Below are 15,202 nucleotides of genomic sequence, written 5' to 3'. Positions count from 1 at the left end.
GAAGAGTCTTGCCGGGCAGAACAAATAGAAAACGGGAACGTGGCAGTTCCCGTTTTTCGTATTTTCAGATGATAAATGGTTATGAGTTCTCGTCTACCATATACAAAATAAACTCCCAAAACCCTGGAACGTCCTGGCACAAAAGCATATCAGCCTTTTCAAACATTTTGATCTTCAGCTCTTGCTCTAAATCTTCTCTTTCTTGATAGGACGTATTGCAGAGTTTTTTTCTGATCATCGGTGAAAAGCATTCAATCAGATGTTCAATGTCAAATTTATCGTCTTTTTGGTTCTTTTGTTCAAACTGGCCGTTCACAGCTTACTTTCCCCCTTTTTTTGCGCCGCTAGCTGTTTTCTGATATTCTCAAGCCCTTTTTTATGAATGTTGGAGATGTTTTGCCGGGACTCTCCTAGTGAATCGGCAATCTCTTGCATCGTGGCACCATGAAGATAGACTTTCGTCAGCACGCTTTTTTGTTTGTCAGTCAGCTTCTGAATCGCTTGGTAGAGCTGATAATCCTGCACATGCTGGCTCAAATCATCCTGCATATCTAAAAATGCTTCAAACGCATCGCTTCCAGTTTCGGAAGGAAGTCGTTCTCCTGCTTCCGGATGATCGACCGTCAGCGGATACCGTTTTTGGTTTTTGCGAACCCGCTTATCAAAATCAATAGAAAAGATCCGAATCATTGAATTCATATACTTGACGATGCGGATTTCCTTATAAAATTGCTTAAATTGCTCGTCCAATGATTTTGCATCTTTTTCGTTCGGGCTTTCCATTACGTTTTTGAACAAACGGTAATGCTGAGGATTGCTCAAAAAATGCTTCACGATGGGATGCTTCATTATCTCCTTACATTTTGACCGTAAAAGACCTTGATAGTCCATCAAACCGCCTCCCTACTAAATTAAATGAAGGAAAGCAAAAAAAAGTAAACTACTACTTTCAGACTAGCGCTTGTCTTAAATACTCCAGCCGCAGTTTACGTTTTCTTAGATTTCCTTCACTTACATACATGACTGCAAAAAAAGAAGGGAGGTATTTTCCTATGGATCAGGTTTTTATAGAGGAAGTCGTGAAACAGATCGGCAATCTGGGGTTTCCCGCGTTAATTGCAATGTACCTGCTGACCCGATTTGAAAAAAAGTTTGATCAGCTTATCGAACTGATGACAGAGCTGAAAGATCAGAAAGCAAAAAATTAATTTTCAATCGAAGTTGACTTTTTACTGTTTTTTTTCACTTAACAAGGCAGAAGGGAAAACGAAAGGCCTTTCACCCTCTCTTTCTGCTAACACATTTAAATTTAAGGAGGAAACATTTCATGAAAAAACAAAATGACATTCCACAGCCAATTAGAGGAGACGAAGGAGCAACAGTAAAAATCCCGCGCAATATTGAAAGAGACCGCCAAAATCCGGACATGCTTGTTCCGCCGGAAACTGATAATGGTACCGTAAGCAATATGAAGTTTTCGTTCTCTGATACTCATAACCGCTTAGAAAAAGGCGGATATGCCCGTGAAGTGACAGTACGGGAGCTGCCGATTTCAGAAAACCTTGCATCCGTAAATATGCGGCTGAAGCCGGGTGCCATTCGCGAGCTGCATTGGCATAAAGAAGCAGAGTGGGCTTATATGATTTACGGAAGTGCTAGAGTTACTATTGTGGATGAACAAGGGCGCAGCTTTATTGATGATGTAGGCGAAGGAGATCTTTGGTACTTCCCGTCAGGCCTGCCGCACTCCATTCAAGCGCTGGATGAGGGAGCCGAGTTCCTGCTCGTGTTTGACGATGGCTCATTCTCTGAAAACAGCACCTTCCAGCTGACAGATTGGCTTGCTCACACGCCTAAGGAAGTCATTGCTGCGAACTTTGGCGTGACACAAGAAGATATTGCTAATTTGCCAGGGGAAGAGAAATATATTTTTGAAGAACCAGTCCCAGGATGTTTGAAAGATGACATTGTAGAAGGGCCGAACGGCGAAGCGCCTTATCCGTTTACTTACCGCCTTCTTGAACAGAAGCCAATTGAATCAGAGGGAGGAAAAGTATACATTGCAGATTCTACAAACTTCAAAGTGTCTAAAACGATTGCATCTGCGCTCGTAACAGTGGAACCCGGCGCCATGAGAGAGCTGCATTGGCATCCGAATACTCACGAATGGCAATACTACATCTCCGGCAAAGCAAGAATGACCGTTTTTGCTTCTGACGGCCATGCCAGAACATTTAACTACCAAGCCGGTGATGTCGGATATGTTCCATTTGCAATGGGTCATTACGTTGAAAACATCGGGGACGAACCGCTTGTCTTTTTAGAAATCTTTAAAGACGATCATTATGCCGATGTATCTTTAAACCAATGGCTTGCAATGCTTCCTGAAACATTAGTTCAACAGCATCTTGATTTAGGAAAAGACTTTACTGATATTCTTTCGAAAGAAAAGCATCCGGTTGTAAAAAAGAAATGCAGTAAATAAAAAACGACCAGCTTGCAGAGAGCAATCGTTCTCTGCAAGCCTTTATAAGGAGATGTACCAGTGAAACATCAAATTTCTTCAAAACGCTTATTGCGGCTCTTTATAAAGTACTCGCTGGCCGCGACAGCAGTGGTGTTGACCTATTTTGCCGTCATGTTTATATTGTTTTCTTTAGCAGGAACAAGCTACCGTTCAGTAGCTCATGTCCTGCTTTTTGCTGTGTTATTTCTTGTCCTTGGGTTATTCTTAGAACCATTTGAACGCCTAATGATACATAGTTTTACTTTTTTCAAGACAGACAAACCCTTATTCATTCTCCTTGCTGGCATCGTACAGCTGCTGTTTTTGTGGATGACTGCTCATACAACAGACGAAATGATCAGCGACATCTGGCTGTCCACCACAGAAGAAATGATCATCGCAGCCGTTTTTCTTATTTTAGACAAATGCAATTCGGCCCTTCCCAGCTAAAAAAAGAACGCATTCCAAATGGATGCGTTCTTTTTATTCATAGCGGAGCGCGTCTACAGGCTGAAGCTTAGATGCCTTGATGGACGGAAGCAAGCCGAAAATAATGCCGACTGCCATTGAAAAGATGAGTGCTCCGACAACAGCCGGAACGGAGACGATAAAAGGCATCGGAAAAACGACCGTCAGCAGCTTAGCGATGCCAAAGCCCGCCAGCACACCGAGTATTCCGCCAATGCTTGTCAGCACGACAGCCTCGGTTAGAAATTGAAATAAAATCACACGCCGCTTAGCACCGAGCGCTTTCTTAATCCCGATTTCCCTCGTGCGCTCCGTGACGGAAACGAGCATAATGTTCATGACGCCAATACCGCCTACCAAAAGTGAAATACTGGCGATCCCGCCAAGCAGCAATGCAAATGATTGATTAAAGGACTCCACTTCCTGCGCGATCTCCTGAAGATCCATCACACTGTACTCTGCTTTTTCCAACTCAGCTTCTGACAGCCCCTGATTTAAAAGATCCGCAGCCATTACGCCGGCTTCTTGGATATGCTCAGAAGAATCAGCCTGCACGGCAATCTGCGTTGGCGCGTCAAAGCCTTCAATGAGCGGCCACACTTTTTTCGGCACGTACAAAACCGGGTTCGCGTAGTCGCCTTCAAACATGCTTTCCTGCTGATCTTTTTCTTTAAAAACACCGGCAACCTTAAACGGCACACCATTCATCTCAATGTTTTTATGCAGAGCGTCTCCGTCTGGAAACAGTTCATCTCTGGCAGCTTCATTGATCATTACCACTTGGTGTGTGCTGTTTAGTTCGTTTTCCGCCAGCTTTCTCCCTTCGGTAATACGGATTGGGAACATATCAAAGTAATCACCGTCGACCCCGTACACTTGGGGGTACGAGACGTTTGTTAAATGAAAAACGCTCGCGCCTTCAGACAAGTAATATAAGGATAATCCTTTGACGGTAGGATCAGATTTGATCGCCTTTACTGTTTCCTCGGCTACAGGCGGCGCGGACGTATAGGAAACCTGGTAGCCGCCGCCCTCCTCTTCTCCGCCCGACGGCTGATAGACAACATTGATCGCGTTATTTCCCATGCCGATCATGCTCTGCTTTAATTGTTCGCTTTGGCCTTTTAGCATCGAAACAATCGCGATGATTGCCGCTATGCCGATAATGACTCCGAGCATTGTCAGTATGGATCTTAATTTATGAGAGAAAATAGATTGAAAGGAGATTCGAATATGTTCAAGCATGGCTGATATCCCCTCTCTCATCTAATACCAATTCTCCATCCCTAATAAAAACCGTTCTGTCAGCTTTTTTGGCGACGTCCGGGTCATGGGTAATCATAATAATTGTCTTGCCTTCCCGATGCAGTTCAGAAAACAATGACAAAATTTGTTCGCTTGATTTGGTATCAAGCGCCCCGGTCGGTTCATCAGCTAAAATAAACCTCGGCTGATTAACAAGTGCCCTCGCTATCGCCACCCGCTGCTTTTGCCCGCCGGACAGCTTCGGAGGCTTGTAGGAGACTCTGTCTTTTAAACCGACCTTTTCCAGCGCTTCATAGGCTCTTTGCCTTCTTTCTTTTTTCTTCACTTTATTATAGATCATCGGCAGCTCGACATTTTGCAGCGCGGTAAGGCGCGGCAGCAAATGAAAGGTTTGAAACACAAAACCGATTGATTCGTTGCGGATTTCAGCTAAGGCACCGTCTTTCCCTTTCAATATATCTATCTGGTCAAGCGTATAGGTTCCGGAGGATGGCCTGTCCAAACAGCCTATGATATTCATTAACGTCGACTTTCCAGAACCTGAAGGCCCCATAATCGCCAGAAACTCACCAGCCTGGACAGTCAGATTGATATGTTTCAAGATTGGAACTTCTTCTTTTCCCAGCTTGTACGATTTCGAAATATTATTCAGTGTCAGCATTGACTGTAACCTGCTTTCCTTCCTTGACCGCTGGGTCAGGATAGATTACATAATCTTCCGGCGTCAAGCCGCTCTTGATTTCCACCATATCACTTTCATCAGTGTCTCCGATTTCAACAGGCTGCTTGACCGCTTTCTGCTTCTCATCCGCTTTCCACACGTACGGTTCGCCGTCATCCTGAATGACCATGTCAGACGGCAGCTTGATCTTGTCCGCATCAGCCTCATCACTCATCACTTCGATGTTGACATGATAGCCGACCTCGAGACCTTTATGGCTATCTAATAAAATTGTGAAAGGATAGTTAGAGGATTGAGGATTCATTTCTTCTTCAGCAAAACTTTCTGATTCCTCACCCTCGCCTGCCCCTGCTGGAAGCTTGCCGATCGAGGTGACCTTTCCCTTCCACTCGCCTTCACCGCCTGTTTTCAGCGTGACTCTGACTTTACTGCCTTTTTTGATTGTGTCCATTAACAGCTCATTGATTTGGCTTTTGACTAGATATTTGCCCGTCGAAACAATCTGGATATACGGACCTGTTGCCTGGTCACCTGTTGCTCCGTCAGCGATATCCTGATTGACGCTTTGAACGATCCCGTCATGCTTGCTTGTAATGACATTGGAACCTTTGTTTTTCGTCAGGGCAGCCAGCTCTTTTTGATGCTGCTTCAGCTCAAGCTGGCTTGTTTTTAAATCGAAATTGGCCTGATCAACCTCATCTTGAAGCTGGGATTTCTCTTCTTTTCCTGCCGATTTCAGCTGCTTTTCCGTTTCCGTTATTGATTTTTGCAAACGGCTGATTTGCAGGTTGGTCATTTCAATTTGCAAATTGGCTTGCTCAACTTCGTCAGAATGATCCTCGCCCTCATACTCAAAAAGCTTATCGCCCTTTTTGACCTGATCGCCTTCTTTGACGTATGTTTTTTTAATGCTTCCTTTTTCTGAATCTATGTATACTTTCTGCTGTTTCTCAGGTTCAACCTTTCCAGAAAACGTTTGGCCTGATTCTGATTCTCCTCCCATGTATACAGCTACCGATTCAGCATAGGGCTCAGATGATACGGCAAGTTGGTTCATGTGGGTAAAAAAGTAAAAACCCCCGGCACCGATCCCAGCCAATACAAGCACACCGGCACATATCGCGCCGCCAATAAGCCATTTTTTCTTCTTGGACACAACGATCTCCTCTTTCTGTAAACTATGTAATATTTTCGAAACATTCTAACCAATATTATCTATTAATTCAAAAAGACTTGCAATCTTTTTATTGAAATAAAGGAATCAAATAGAAAAATTATATTTTCACGGCCGAAAATAAAAAATCCCGGCTCTGAACCGGGATTTTTCTTACACAGAAACGAGCGCTTTTTCATTTTTAATCAGGTCATAGGTCAAGCATACAGGTTTATTTGTACGGGGGTCAGTCACGATTTCGGCATCAATCTGAAATACCTGCTTCAAAATGTCCGGTGTCATGACCTCCAGTGCGGTGCCTTCCTTGATGACCGTGCCTTTTTTGAGCGCGATCATATAATGAGAAAAACGGGCTGCGTGGTTAAGATCATGAATGACCATTAAAATCGTCCGCCCCTGCTCTTTGTTGAGTCTGTCAAGCAGCTGAAGAATTTCAAGCTGGTGTGCGAGATCAAGATACGTTGTAGGTTCATCCAGCAGCAGCAGTTCCGTCCCTTGTGCAAGCGCCATGGCAATCCACACGCGCTGACGCTGTCCGCCCGACAGTGCCTCAATCGGCCGTTCAGCGAATTCAGCCATGCCTGTTTCTTCAAGCGCCCATTTGATAATCCGGCGGTCTTCATCATTTAATCTGCCAAATCCTGATTGATGCGGAAACCTGCCGTACGATACCAATTCATACACCGTTAAACCGCTCGGCGCTTCAGGTGTCTGCGGCAGAATCGCCATATCTTTCGCAATGTCCTTTGTAGACATTTTATGAATCGCTTTACCGTTTAAATAGACGGTACCTGCATGTGAACGCATAATTCTGGACATTGTTTTTAATATCGTTGATTTCCCGCAGCCGTTCGGGCCAATTAAGGTGGTAATTTTCCCTTTAGGAATCGATATATTTAAATCTTCTACAATCACCCTGTCGCCATAACCGATTCCAAGCTGATCTGTTGATAATGAATTCATATTCGGCCCCCTCCTCTAATTCGCTTTCATCAATAAATAAATAAAGTAAGGCGCACCTAACACGGAAATGACAAGTCCAACCGGAATTTCTGACGGTGCCAATACATTTCTCGCCAGCGTATCTGCGAGCAAAAACAGAAATGCGCCAATGAAGGCGGAGACCGGTATCAGCGTCTGGTGTCGGGGACCGGTAAGCCTTCTTGCCACGTGAGGCGCGATCAATCCGAGAAACGCGATGCCCCCTGCAGCTGCTACGCATGAAGCGGCAAGTATGACCGCTGCCAGAAGAAGAATCCGTCTTTCCCTTTCAACAGCAGTGCCCAGCCCGGTCGCTAATTGGTCTCCAAGCTGCAAAATGTTCAAATAGCGTGCCTTATATAAAGTAAACGGAAGCAAGATCACAATCCAAGGAAGAATCGCCCAAATCATATTCCAGTTCGCCCCCCATATCGAGCCGGATATCCAAACCGCGGCTTGCATAAAATCATGAGGGTCCATCTTGAGCTGAAAAATCAACAACAGGGCGTTAAATCCGGCATTCACGCCAATGCCGACTAAAATCAGCCGAATCGGGGTCACGCCTTTTTTCCAAGCCAGAAGATAAATGAGAAACGCGGCTAGGATTGCACCCGCCAAAGCACTGAACGGCAGCATAAATGTACCGAAAAAGCTGAGGTCTGAAGCTGATCCTTGAAAAAAGTAAATAAAAAGCACAACAGCAAGAGAGCCGCCGGCGTTAATTCCGAGAATACCAGGCTCAGCCAGATCATTTTGAGATACGCTTTGCAAAATGGCTCCAGCAACAGCGATTCCTGCCCCAACGAGCAAGGAAAGGATGATCCGGGGGAGCCTGAACTCAAATAAGACAAGCTCGTCACGCGCCGTTCCTTGGCCGAAAAAGACTTGAAGCGTTTTAAGCGGTGCAATTTTGATGACGCCCAAATTTAGACTGATAAAAAAGACCAGTACGATGAGCAGAAAGGTCACAGCCATCACAAAGAGCGGTTTTTTCATTTTTGTTTTCATTACAGCCCTCTCCTTTCACGGCGTGCCAAATAAAAGAAAAAGGGAACGCCGATAAGAGAAGTCAGCGCGCCGACAGGCGTTTCAAAGGGCGCATTTACGAGTCTTGCCGCAATGTCAGCAAACACAAGCAAAACAGCTCCGAGCACGGCCGAACAAGGAATAATCCACCGATAATCCACACCGACCAAAAACCGGGTAATATGCGGAATGATCAGCCCGATAAATGCGATGGTGCCGGCAATGGAAACCGCAGCTCCCGTCAAAATCACAACGACAAGCATGCCAACCAGTTTTACCGCTGATGTATATTGTCCAAGCCCTTTCGCCAGCTCATCACCGAGACTTAACACTGTCACAGAACGGGCGATGATAAACGCCAGCGTTAAACCGACAGCCCCTGCGAGAAGCAAAAGCTGGACACCTGACCATTTCACGCCCGCTACTCCGCCTGCGTACCAAAAACTGATATCCTGAGCGACATCAAAGCGGATTGCAATGGCGGTTGAAATGCCCGTAAAGAAATAAGTAACAGCCGTCCCTGCGAGAGCAAGTTTTACAGGCGTAAGTCCGCCTCTTGAAAACATGCCGATACCCATTACCGTCGATGCCCCCAGCCCCGCTCCTGCAAAGGACCATAGCACAAGCCCCATAGCAGAAAGTCCGGGAAAAAAGGCAAATGCAAGCGAAACGGCAAACGCGGAGCCCGATGTAACACCCATAATCGAAGGCTCTGCCAAAGGGTTTCTCGTCATCCCCTGCATGATCGCTCCCGACACTGCTAGCAATGCGCCGACAAGTGCGGCAGCAGCCGTTCTTGGCAGCCGAAGATCGTGTATAATTTGGTGGGACGTCTCTGTCGGCTGAAAATGAAAGATGGCGTCCCACACAGTGCGCAAATGAATATCCGCTGCACCGAGGGATATGGATAAAAGCGCGCCAAGGCATAGTAAGCTTATCCCTGCAATAAGGACAATGATCGCGCTATATGACCTTGACGTCCATTGGATTTCTTCTGATGTGGTCTGTCTATTTTTCTTTTGACTCAACAGCCGTACTTCCTTTCCGATACTGATAATGATTATCAATTGCTGTTCCAGTATATCACTTTTTTCCGCTGATTTAATAGAGCGTTTTAAACAATAATGAGAATATAATTGCAAAAATATCGTGTCAACTGGCTCTTGCGATGGTATAATCACATCGATAATGATTCTCTTTATCACCCATTTTCCAGAAAGAAGGTATGAGATATGACCCATATATATAAGAAACTCGGAGCTGTATTTTTTGCCCTGCTATTGATTGCAGCGCTGGCAGCCTGTGGAAATAACTCAGAAAGCAAAGGCTCTTCCTCTGATTCAAAAGACGAAGAAACCATTACATACAAGGCTGAAAACGGAAATGTGAAAATTCCTAAACATCCTAAACGGGTGGTTGTCATGGCTGACGGCTACTACGGCTACTTCAAAACACTGGGCATCAACGTCGTCGGTGCGCCTGAGAATGTATTTAAAAACCCTTACTACAAAGGAAAAACCGACGGTGTCACAAACATCGGAGACGGCACGTCCGTTGAAAAAGTCATTGATTTGAATCCTGACCTGATTATTGTCTGGACAACGCAAGGCTCTGATATTAAAAAGCTTGAGAAAATCGCGCCGACTGTCGCGGTAAAATACGATAAGCTCGACAATATCGAACAGCTGAAAGAATTCGCAAAAATGACGGGAACTGAAGATAAAGCGGAAAAATGGCTGGCTAAGTGGGATAAAAAAGTTGCGGCAGCTAAAACAAAAATCAAAAAAGCCGTCGGTGACAAAACCATTTCCATTATGCAAACGAACGGAAAAGACATTTACGTATTCGGTAAAGATTTCGGAAGAGGCGGAAGCATCATTTACAAAGATCTCGGCCTGCAGGCTACAAAGCTGACAAAAGAAAAAGCCATTGACCAGGGTCCTGGATATACAAGTATTTCATTAGAGAAGCTCCCTGACTTCGCCGGAGATTATATTTTCGCAGGACCATGGCAATCAGGCGGTGATGATGGCGGCGTTTTTGACAGCTCCATCTGGAAGAACCTAAGCGCCGTTAAAAATGACCATGTCTATAAGATTGACCCAATTGGCTTCTATTTTACAGATCCGATTTCATTAGAGGGCCAGCTGAAGTTTATTACGGAAAGCTTAACAAAATAAACAAAAGAGCCGCCTGCCTGCGGCTCTTTTTCCATCCATTAAAAGGAGCGGCTCATTTTGAACCATATCGGATATTTTCTTGCACAATTTATATTTAGCTGCATGATCATCGCGATCAGTTTTTTTAACAGGCTCTATATCGGAAAACCTTTTTTTGATGTGCTTCTTGTATTTATATTAATCCTTGTTTTGTTTAGCTTACTGGAGAGACTGAAAGAACGTTTTTTGCATATGCGATTATCCGCAAAGGTTTTTCTCTCTATTTCAGCTTTCCTGTCAGCTATTTTAACGATCGGATTACTAACAGGAGAAATTGTATTTCGATAACAAAAGACACCTGAAAAGCAAATCAGGTGTCTTTTGTTTATGCTTGTTTTTCTTTCTGGAACTTTTTAACCACAAATGGATAAACGATCAAGCCGACAAAGAATAAACCGATGCCGAGAATAAATGTCGTTAAATCCGCTGTGCCTGTTACAATTACAAACACTGAGTATGCGCACGCTAAAATCGCAATCAATCCGTCTTTTACGCGGGAGCCTTTCAGCTGGTCATATGTTTCACCTTTGATGACAAGCTTCAAGCTGTAAATCGCTGATACCAAATACGGAATTAAGTACGCAAGCGTTGCCGCTGTTGTTAAAAACGTAAATGCGTCACTTATTGTCCGGGAAATAACAGAGAAAATGAAGACCTGTGACATCACGTTTGTAATAATCAGCGCATTAATAGGACTTCCCTTTTTATTCGTTTTCGCAAAGAATGCCGGAAAATCTCCTGCTTTAGCAGCTTGGTAAGGAACCTCAGAGCCAAGCAAAATCCAGCCGAGCATCGTTCCGAATAAGCAAAGAATCGCCAATAGCGCCATGATCACGCTTCCCGCGTTCCCGACAATCGCATACAGCACATCAACGAACGGTTTTTCAGATCCAACAAGTTTATCATGCGGCAGAACGCCCATCGTAATTAAAGTCACAATAATATAAATGCTCAAGGCAATCAGCAAGCCGGTAATTGTTGCACGTTTTACATCACGCTGAGAACGCGCGCGTCCGGACAGGATAACAGCTGATTCAATTCCCACAAACGCCCAAAGAGTAGAAATTGCGGCGTTGTGAACCTGTCCGCCAATTCCGATGCTTGTGCCGTTTTCGCCTTGAATTGGAAAATAAAAATGATCGAATAATGTCGTTTGAAATACAAACAATCCGGCAACGATAAAGAAGACAAACCCTAATACTTTCGAAAACGTTGTGATAAAGTTTAATTTACTTGCACCGTTAATGCTTGCAACAAGAATCGTGTGCGTTCCCCATAACAAGATCGTACAAACAGCAAACGTCAGCAATTGGCCGAGTGTCACCTCTTGCCCGCCGATCGAAAACATTACACGTTTATCAACTAAGATCGGGAAGAACGAAGTCAAGTAACCGGCAAGACTTGTAATAATCGCCACGTTACTGATCCAGCTCGCCACCCAGTAGCCCCACACCATTGTGAATCCGGCAGCGTTCCCTTTCTTCGGATCTGAAAACAGCGCTCTCGCATAACTTTGCGGTCCCGCTGTCAGTTCGGGCTTGCGAATGGACAAGTGCCCGAAGACAAGCGCAATCATCAGCACGCCGGCACCTGTCAAAAGCCAGGCGGACGTAGCGCCAAGCGGACTTGCGATAGTAGCAAGCGAACTCGGCAAGGAGAAAATTCCTGATCCAACCATATTTCCAACGACAAACGCCGTTAATAACCAAAAACCCCATTTTTTCGTCTGTTCCATTCCAGTACCTCCATGATTCTTTGTACGGACCAGACCCCGAGATCATATAAACGCAAAAAAAGCCTGAACAAAAGTCCATGCTTAAAGAAACACACACCCTTGATCTCCGGATAGCCCTCCGCGAAAAAGCACGCGGCAGTCCTGCACTTATTCAGATACAGTCCCAGCATAGAGAAGGATCGGCTTTCTCCACACTTCGGCGCTGATGCCTTTTACACATGTTTAACAGCTCCTGTCAGCCTGGCATGTGTGACTCATCATCCGCGCAACCTCTACCTCACTGAGAAAGAGTGAGGATTTAATTATTCAGTTACTCCCAGAAGGTTATCAAAGAAAGGATGATCTGTCAAAGGGAACAGATGGAAAATACGGATAGAGCCAAGCCCTATCCGCATGTGGTTATCGATTATTTTTCTTTTTTTGCACAGCTTCTTGAAGCGGATCATCTTTTAGAGCTGAACCGGCATCTTCAAGAGCTCCCTGGATTACGTTTTTTTCTTTTTCAGAACGTTTTCCTTTATCTTTATTAAAGAAACCCATTCGTATCACCTCTTTATAGAAAATAGGTACATGTTTAAGATGCCTTTTTCCTTGAGAAATTATGCGGGAAATTTTTTATCGTCCAAAGTCCTGTTGATCAAACATACATTCTCTTGATATATTTGTAATTCAGAGATTTTTTGCAAAAGATAAAAGGAGAAGCGGGAAATGACAGGAAAAACACACATCATGGGAGGCATCGCTTCTTGTACGGCAGTGGCTTATTATTATGGATTTGATCCAGTGCTTATGGCTGCCTCAGGCGCGGTTGGGGCATTGATACCCGATATCTGCCACACGCAAAGCAAAATCGGGAGAAGATTTCCTATTTTATCGAAAGTGGTCAGCTCCGTTTTTGGCCACCGAACCTTTACGCACAGCCTGCTGTTTCTGCTCATCATGTTTTTTATCACAGCCACATATATTCCAGATAAAAACATATCAACCGGACTGATGATCGGAATGGCGAGCCATTTAATTCTTGACGCTTGGACGGTGAACGGAATCAAATTATTATTCCCTTCAACGATTCGCGTGCGGCTCCCATTATATATGAAGACAGGCAGTTTTTCCGAGCAGCTCGTGTTAGCCGGGCTGACAATTGCTTCATGTTACTACTTTTATATGCTGTTTCATGGACGCATGTTTTAAACGTGAGTGCTGACACTTGTCTGAACGGGCTGTTTTTAGTAGGTTTTACATAAGAAACATTTCATGCAGATGATTAAGAAAACGCGAGGAGTCATATTAATGAAAGGAACCTTTTTTCACAATCAGCGGTTTTTATGTATTTCGATCGTATTCATGTGGATCAAAACGTATGCGATCTATAAACTCGGCTTTGATTTGCAGATCGATTCTCTGTTGGAGGAGCTGATGTTGCTGATCAACCCGCTCAGCTTTATCCTTCCTTTATTCGGGATCGGCCTGCTTCTGAAAGAAAACAAGCAGCGGGTCTTTTTGCTGATTGCCAATTTGGTTCTGACTGTAATCTTGATTTCCAACACGATTTTTTACGGCTTTTATATCGATTTTATTACCATCCCGGTTTTGTTTCAGGCCAGTAACATGAGCGATATGGGCAGCAGTGTAAAAGAACTGTTCAATCCTCTGTTTATCGCCCTATTTGCAGATTTGGTCTTTCTTCTGCTGCTTGCCCGAAAAGAGAAACACCCGCAGACAAAAGCCGCATCCCGCACGATCAAACGGTACTATGCAGCTTCCTGCGGCATGATTTTATGCACCCTGGCACTTGCAGAAGTACAGCAGCCGAAGCTTTTGGCACATTCCTTTGACCGCGAAATGCTCGTTAAAAGCATCGGTCTGTTTCAATTCCATATCTACGATACGATTTCTCAGACTGTTAATATAAGCGCGAAAGCATTTGCAGATGAAGACAGCATGACTGCCATTAAAAACTACACAGAGGCTGATTACAGCAAGCCTGACCAAGGCAAATTCGGGCTGGCAAAGGGGCGCAACGTCATCTTTGTGACGCTTGAATCGACCCAAAGCTTCGTTCTGAATGAAAAGGTAAATGGAAAAGAAATTACCCCGTTTATGAATGATTTCATCAAAAAAAGCTATTACTTTGATCATTTCTATCAGCAAACAGAACAAGGCAAAACATCTGATTCAGAATTCATCGTCGCGAACTCGCTATATCCTTCCCTTAGCGGCGCCGTCTTTTTCACGAAAAGCGATCATCAATTTCATACGATGTACAAATCGCTGAAACAACATGATTATTATTCAGCCGTCTTTCACGCCAACCATAAAACATTTTGGAACCGAGATGTGATGTACAATTCATTTGGGATTGACCGCTTTTTTGATGTTGATGACTTCCATGTCACTCCCGGAACATCAACAAGCTGGGGCTTAAAGGATAAGGAATTTTTAGAGCAGTCAGCCGGAAAGCTGAAAAGCCTGCCGCAGCCGTTCTACAGCAGTTTCATCACCTTAACGAATCATTTTCCGTTTGAGATTGATGAAAAGGATCAGCTGATTGATGAATACGATTCAAGCAGCGACCTGCTAAACCGCTATGTGACAACGGTTCGCTATGAAGATGAGGCATTGAAGCATTTTATCAAAAGGCTGAAGGACGAAGGCTTATACGAAAATTCGATGATCGTATTTATGGGAGATCATTACGGCATTTCAGAGGCCCATAACGAGGCGATGGCTGAGTTTTTAGGAAAAGATGAAATCACGCCGTATGACAACGTTCAGCTCCAGCGAGTGCCGTTTATCATACATATCCCGGGAATCACCGATCATAAGCCGGAAACCATCTCTGATGCCGGAGGGCAGGTCGACGTCAGGCCGACACTGATGCATTTGCTAGGCATTGAAACAAAGGGAGATATTCAATTCGGCAATGATTTGCTGTCAGATGACCGCAACCCATTCGCCGTGCTGAGAAACGGCAGTTTTATTACGAACGACTATGTATACACGAAAAACACGTGCTACAGCCAAAAAACAGGTGAAGTGCTGGAAGATCAGAATGCGTGCCTCCCTTATAAGGAGAAAGCAAACGAAGAGCTGTCTTTCTCTGATAAAATCTTAAACGGCGACCTGCTCCGTTTTTATGAATAAA

16 protein-coding genes and 1 riboswitch are annotated in these 15,202 nt (G+C 44.4%); of the genes, 6 read left to right on the top strand and 10 right to left on the bottom strand.

Annotated elements, in window-relative coordinates:
• Positions 1 to 79: 79 nt before the first annotated feature.
• A complete protein-coding gene (rsoA, locus tag Q5C82_RS11345; protein ID WP_003221636.1) occupies positions 80 to 316 on the bottom strand; it encodes a sigma-O factor regulator RsoA in 237 nt (78 codons plus the stop codon).
• The gene (gene sigO, locus Q5C82_RS11340; protein WP_072566779.1) at positions 313 to 849 is read right to left on the bottom strand and encodes an RNA polymerase sigma factor SigO; all 537 of its coding nucleotides are present in this window, start codon (positions 847 to 849) and stop codon (positions 313 to 315) included. The genes rsoA and sigO overlap by 4 nt, the downstream gene beginning before the upstream one ends.
• Positions 850 to 1,052: 203 nt before the next feature.
• On the opposite strand from sigO, the gene Q5C82_RS11335 reads away from it, so the two are divergent.
• The 3 genes from Q5C82_RS11335 to Q5C82_RS11325 all read left to right on the top strand — a co-directional run bounded on the left by Q5C82_RS11335 (position 1,053) and on the right by Q5C82_RS11325 (position 2,956).
• Positions 1,053 to 1,208 carry a YvrJ family protein gene (locus Q5C82_RS11335; RefSeq protein WP_003221632.1) on the top strand — a complete coding sequence of 52 codons (156 nt, stop codon included), beginning with the start codon at positions 1,053 to 1,055 and terminating at the stop codon, positions 1,206 to 1,208.
• Positions 1,209 to 1,327: 119 nt separating this feature from the next.
• Positions 1,328 to 2,485 carry an oxalate decarboxylase gene (gene oxdC / locus Q5C82_RS11330; protein ID WP_003221631.1) on the top strand — a complete coding sequence of 386 codons (1,158 nt, stop codon included), beginning with the start codon at positions 1,328 to 1,330 and terminating at the stop codon, positions 2,483 to 2,485.
• A 60-nt stretch (positions 2,486 to 2,545) separates the two neighbouring features.
• Entirely contained in the window at positions 2,546 to 2,956 is a 411-nt protein-coding gene (locus tag Q5C82_RS11325; protein ID WP_003221629.1) for a regulatory YrvL family protein, read from the top strand.
• A gap of 33 nt (positions 2,957 to 2,989) precedes the next feature.
• On the opposite strand, the gene Q5C82_RS11320 is transcribed toward Q5C82_RS11325, so the two are convergent.
• The 6 genes from Q5C82_RS11320 to Q5C82_RS11295 form a co-directional block, all read right to left on the bottom strand.
• A complete protein-coding gene (locus Q5C82_RS11320; protein WP_003221628.1) occupies positions 2,990 to 4,219 on the bottom strand; it encodes an ABC transporter permease in 1,230 nt (409 codons plus the stop codon).
• The gene (locus tag Q5C82_RS11315) at positions 4,212 to 4,901 is read right to left on the bottom strand and encodes an ABC transporter ATP-binding protein (protein ID WP_003221627.1); all 690 of its coding nucleotides are present in this window, start codon (positions 4,899 to 4,901) and stop codon (positions 4,212 to 4,214) included. The genes Q5C82_RS11320 and Q5C82_RS11315 overlap by 8 nt, the downstream gene beginning before the upstream one ends.
• Positions 4,885 to 6,078: an efflux RND transporter periplasmic adaptor subunit gene (locus Q5C82_RS11310; protein WP_003221625.1), complete on the bottom strand. Its 1,194-nt coding sequence runs from the start codon at positions 6,076 to 6,078 to the stop codon at positions 4,885 to 4,887. The genes Q5C82_RS11315 and Q5C82_RS11310 overlap by 17 nt, the downstream gene beginning before the upstream one ends.
• Before the next feature lie 171 nt (positions 6,079 to 6,249).
• Positions 6,250 to 7,059: an ABC transporter ATP-binding protein gene (locus tag Q5C82_RS11305; RefSeq protein ID WP_003221623.1), complete on the bottom strand. Its 810-nt coding sequence runs from the start codon at positions 7,057 to 7,059 to the stop codon at positions 6,250 to 6,252.
• A 15-nt stretch (positions 7,060 to 7,074) separates the two neighbouring features.
• Positions 7,075 to 8,085 carry an iron ABC transporter permease gene (locus Q5C82_RS11300; protein WP_003221622.1) on the bottom strand — a complete coding sequence of 337 codons (1,011 nt, stop codon included), beginning with the start codon at positions 8,083 to 8,085 and terminating at the stop codon, positions 7,075 to 7,077.
• Positions 8,085 to 9,131: an iron ABC transporter permease gene (locus Q5C82_RS11295; protein ID WP_032727388.1), complete on the bottom strand. Its 1,047-nt coding sequence runs from the start codon at positions 9,129 to 9,131 to the stop codon at positions 8,085 to 8,087. Before Q5C82_RS11295 ends, Q5C82_RS11300 begins: the two co-directional genes overlap by 1 nt.
• A gap of 204 nt (positions 9,132 to 9,335) precedes the next feature.
• Here Q5C82_RS11295 and Q5C82_RS11290 point away from each other — a divergent pair, with 204 nt between their 5' ends.
• Positions 9,336 to 10,283 (top strand): iron-hydroxamate ABC transporter substrate-binding protein, encoded by a 948-nt coding sequence (locus Q5C82_RS11290; RefSeq protein ID WP_003221619.1) that lies wholly within the window; start codon positions 9,336 to 9,338, stop codon positions 10,281 to 10,283.
• Between the two features lie 364 nt (positions 10,284 to 10,647).
• Here Q5C82_RS11290 and Q5C82_RS11285 read toward each other — a convergent pair whose 3' ends face one another.
• Entirely contained in the window at positions 10,648 to 12,057 is a 1,410-nt protein-coding gene (locus tag Q5C82_RS11285; protein WP_003221614.1) for an amino acid permease, read from the bottom strand.
• A gap of 103 nt (positions 12,058 to 12,160) precedes the next feature.
• Positions 12,161 to 12,340: riboswitch (Lysine riboswitch) on the bottom strand.
• 116 nt (positions 12,341 to 12,456) lie between these two features.
• Entirely contained in the window at positions 12,457 to 12,597 is a 141-nt protein-coding gene (gene sspJ, locus Q5C82_RS11280) for a small acid-soluble spore protein SspJ (RefSeq protein WP_003221612.1), read from the bottom strand.
• 168 nt (positions 12,598 to 12,765) lie between these two features.
• On the opposite strand from sspJ, the gene Q5C82_RS11275 reads away from it, so the two are divergent.
• Positions 12,766 to 13,248: a metal-dependent hydrolase gene (locus Q5C82_RS11275; protein ID WP_003221610.1), complete on the top strand. Its 483-nt coding sequence runs from the start codon at positions 12,766 to 12,768 to the stop codon at positions 13,246 to 13,248.
• Positions 13,249 to 13,347: 99 nt separating this feature from the next.
• On the top strand, positions 13,348 to 15,201 hold the full coding sequence (locus Q5C82_RS11270; RefSeq protein ID WP_003221607.1) for an LTA synthase family protein: 1,854 nt from the start codon (positions 13,348 to 13,350) through the stop codon (positions 15,199 to 15,201).
• The last annotated feature ends 1 nt before the right edge of the window (position 15,202 follow it).

Origin of the sequence: uncultured Bacillus sp. (assembly GCF_958411575.1) — a bacterium.
GTDB lineage: Bacteria > Bacillota > Bacilli > Bacillales > Bacillaceae > Bacillus > Bacillus spizizenii.
The sequence above is the reverse complement of the archived record's forward strand: the minus strand, read 5'-3'. Positions and strand labels throughout refer to the sequence as shown.

Coding starts and splice junctions, on each gene's coding strand:
- sigO (WP_072566779.1), bottom strand. CDS start 849: ATGAAGCATCCCATCGTGAAGCATTTTTTGAGCAATCCTCAGCATTAC.
- Q5C82_RS11335 (WP_003221632.1), top strand. CDS start 1,053: ATGGATCAGGTTTTTATAGAGGAAGTCGTGAAACAGATCGGCAATCTG.
- oxdC (WP_003221631.1), top strand. CDS start 1,328: ATGAAAAAACAAAATGACATTCCACAGCCAATTAGAGGAGACGAAGGA.
- Q5C82_RS11320 (WP_003221628.1), bottom strand. CDS start 4,219: ATGCTTGAACATATTCGAATCTCCTTTCAATCTATTTTCTCTCATAAA.
- Q5C82_RS11315 (WP_003221627.1), bottom strand. CDS start 4,901: ATGCTGACACTGAATAATATTTCGAAATCGTACAAGCTGGGAAAAGAA.
- Q5C82_RS11305 (WP_003221623.1), bottom strand. CDS start 7,059: ATGAATTCATTATCAACAGATCAGCTTGGAATCGGTTATGGCGACAGG.
- Q5C82_RS11300 (WP_003221622.1), bottom strand. CDS start 8,085: ATGAAAACAAAAATGAAAAAACCGCTCTTTGTGATGGCTGTGACCTTT.
- Q5C82_RS11290 (WP_003221619.1), top strand. CDS start 9,336: ATGACCCATATATATAAGAAACTCGGAGCTGTATTTTTTGCCCTGCTA.
- Q5C82_RS11285 (WP_003221614.1), bottom strand. CDS start 12,057: ATGGAACAGACGAAAAAATGGGGTTTTTGGTTATTAACGGCGTTTGTC.
- sspJ (WP_003221612.1), bottom strand. CDS start 12,597: ATGGGTTTCTTTAATAAAGATAAAGGAAAACGTTCTGAAAAAGAAAAA.
- Q5C82_RS11275 (WP_003221610.1), top strand. CDS start 12,766: ATGACAGGAAAAACACACATCATGGGAGGCATCGCTTCTTGTACGGCA.
- Q5C82_RS11270 (WP_003221607.1), top strand. CDS start 13,348: ATGAAAGGAACCTTTTTTCACAATCAGCGGTTTTTATGTATTTCGATC.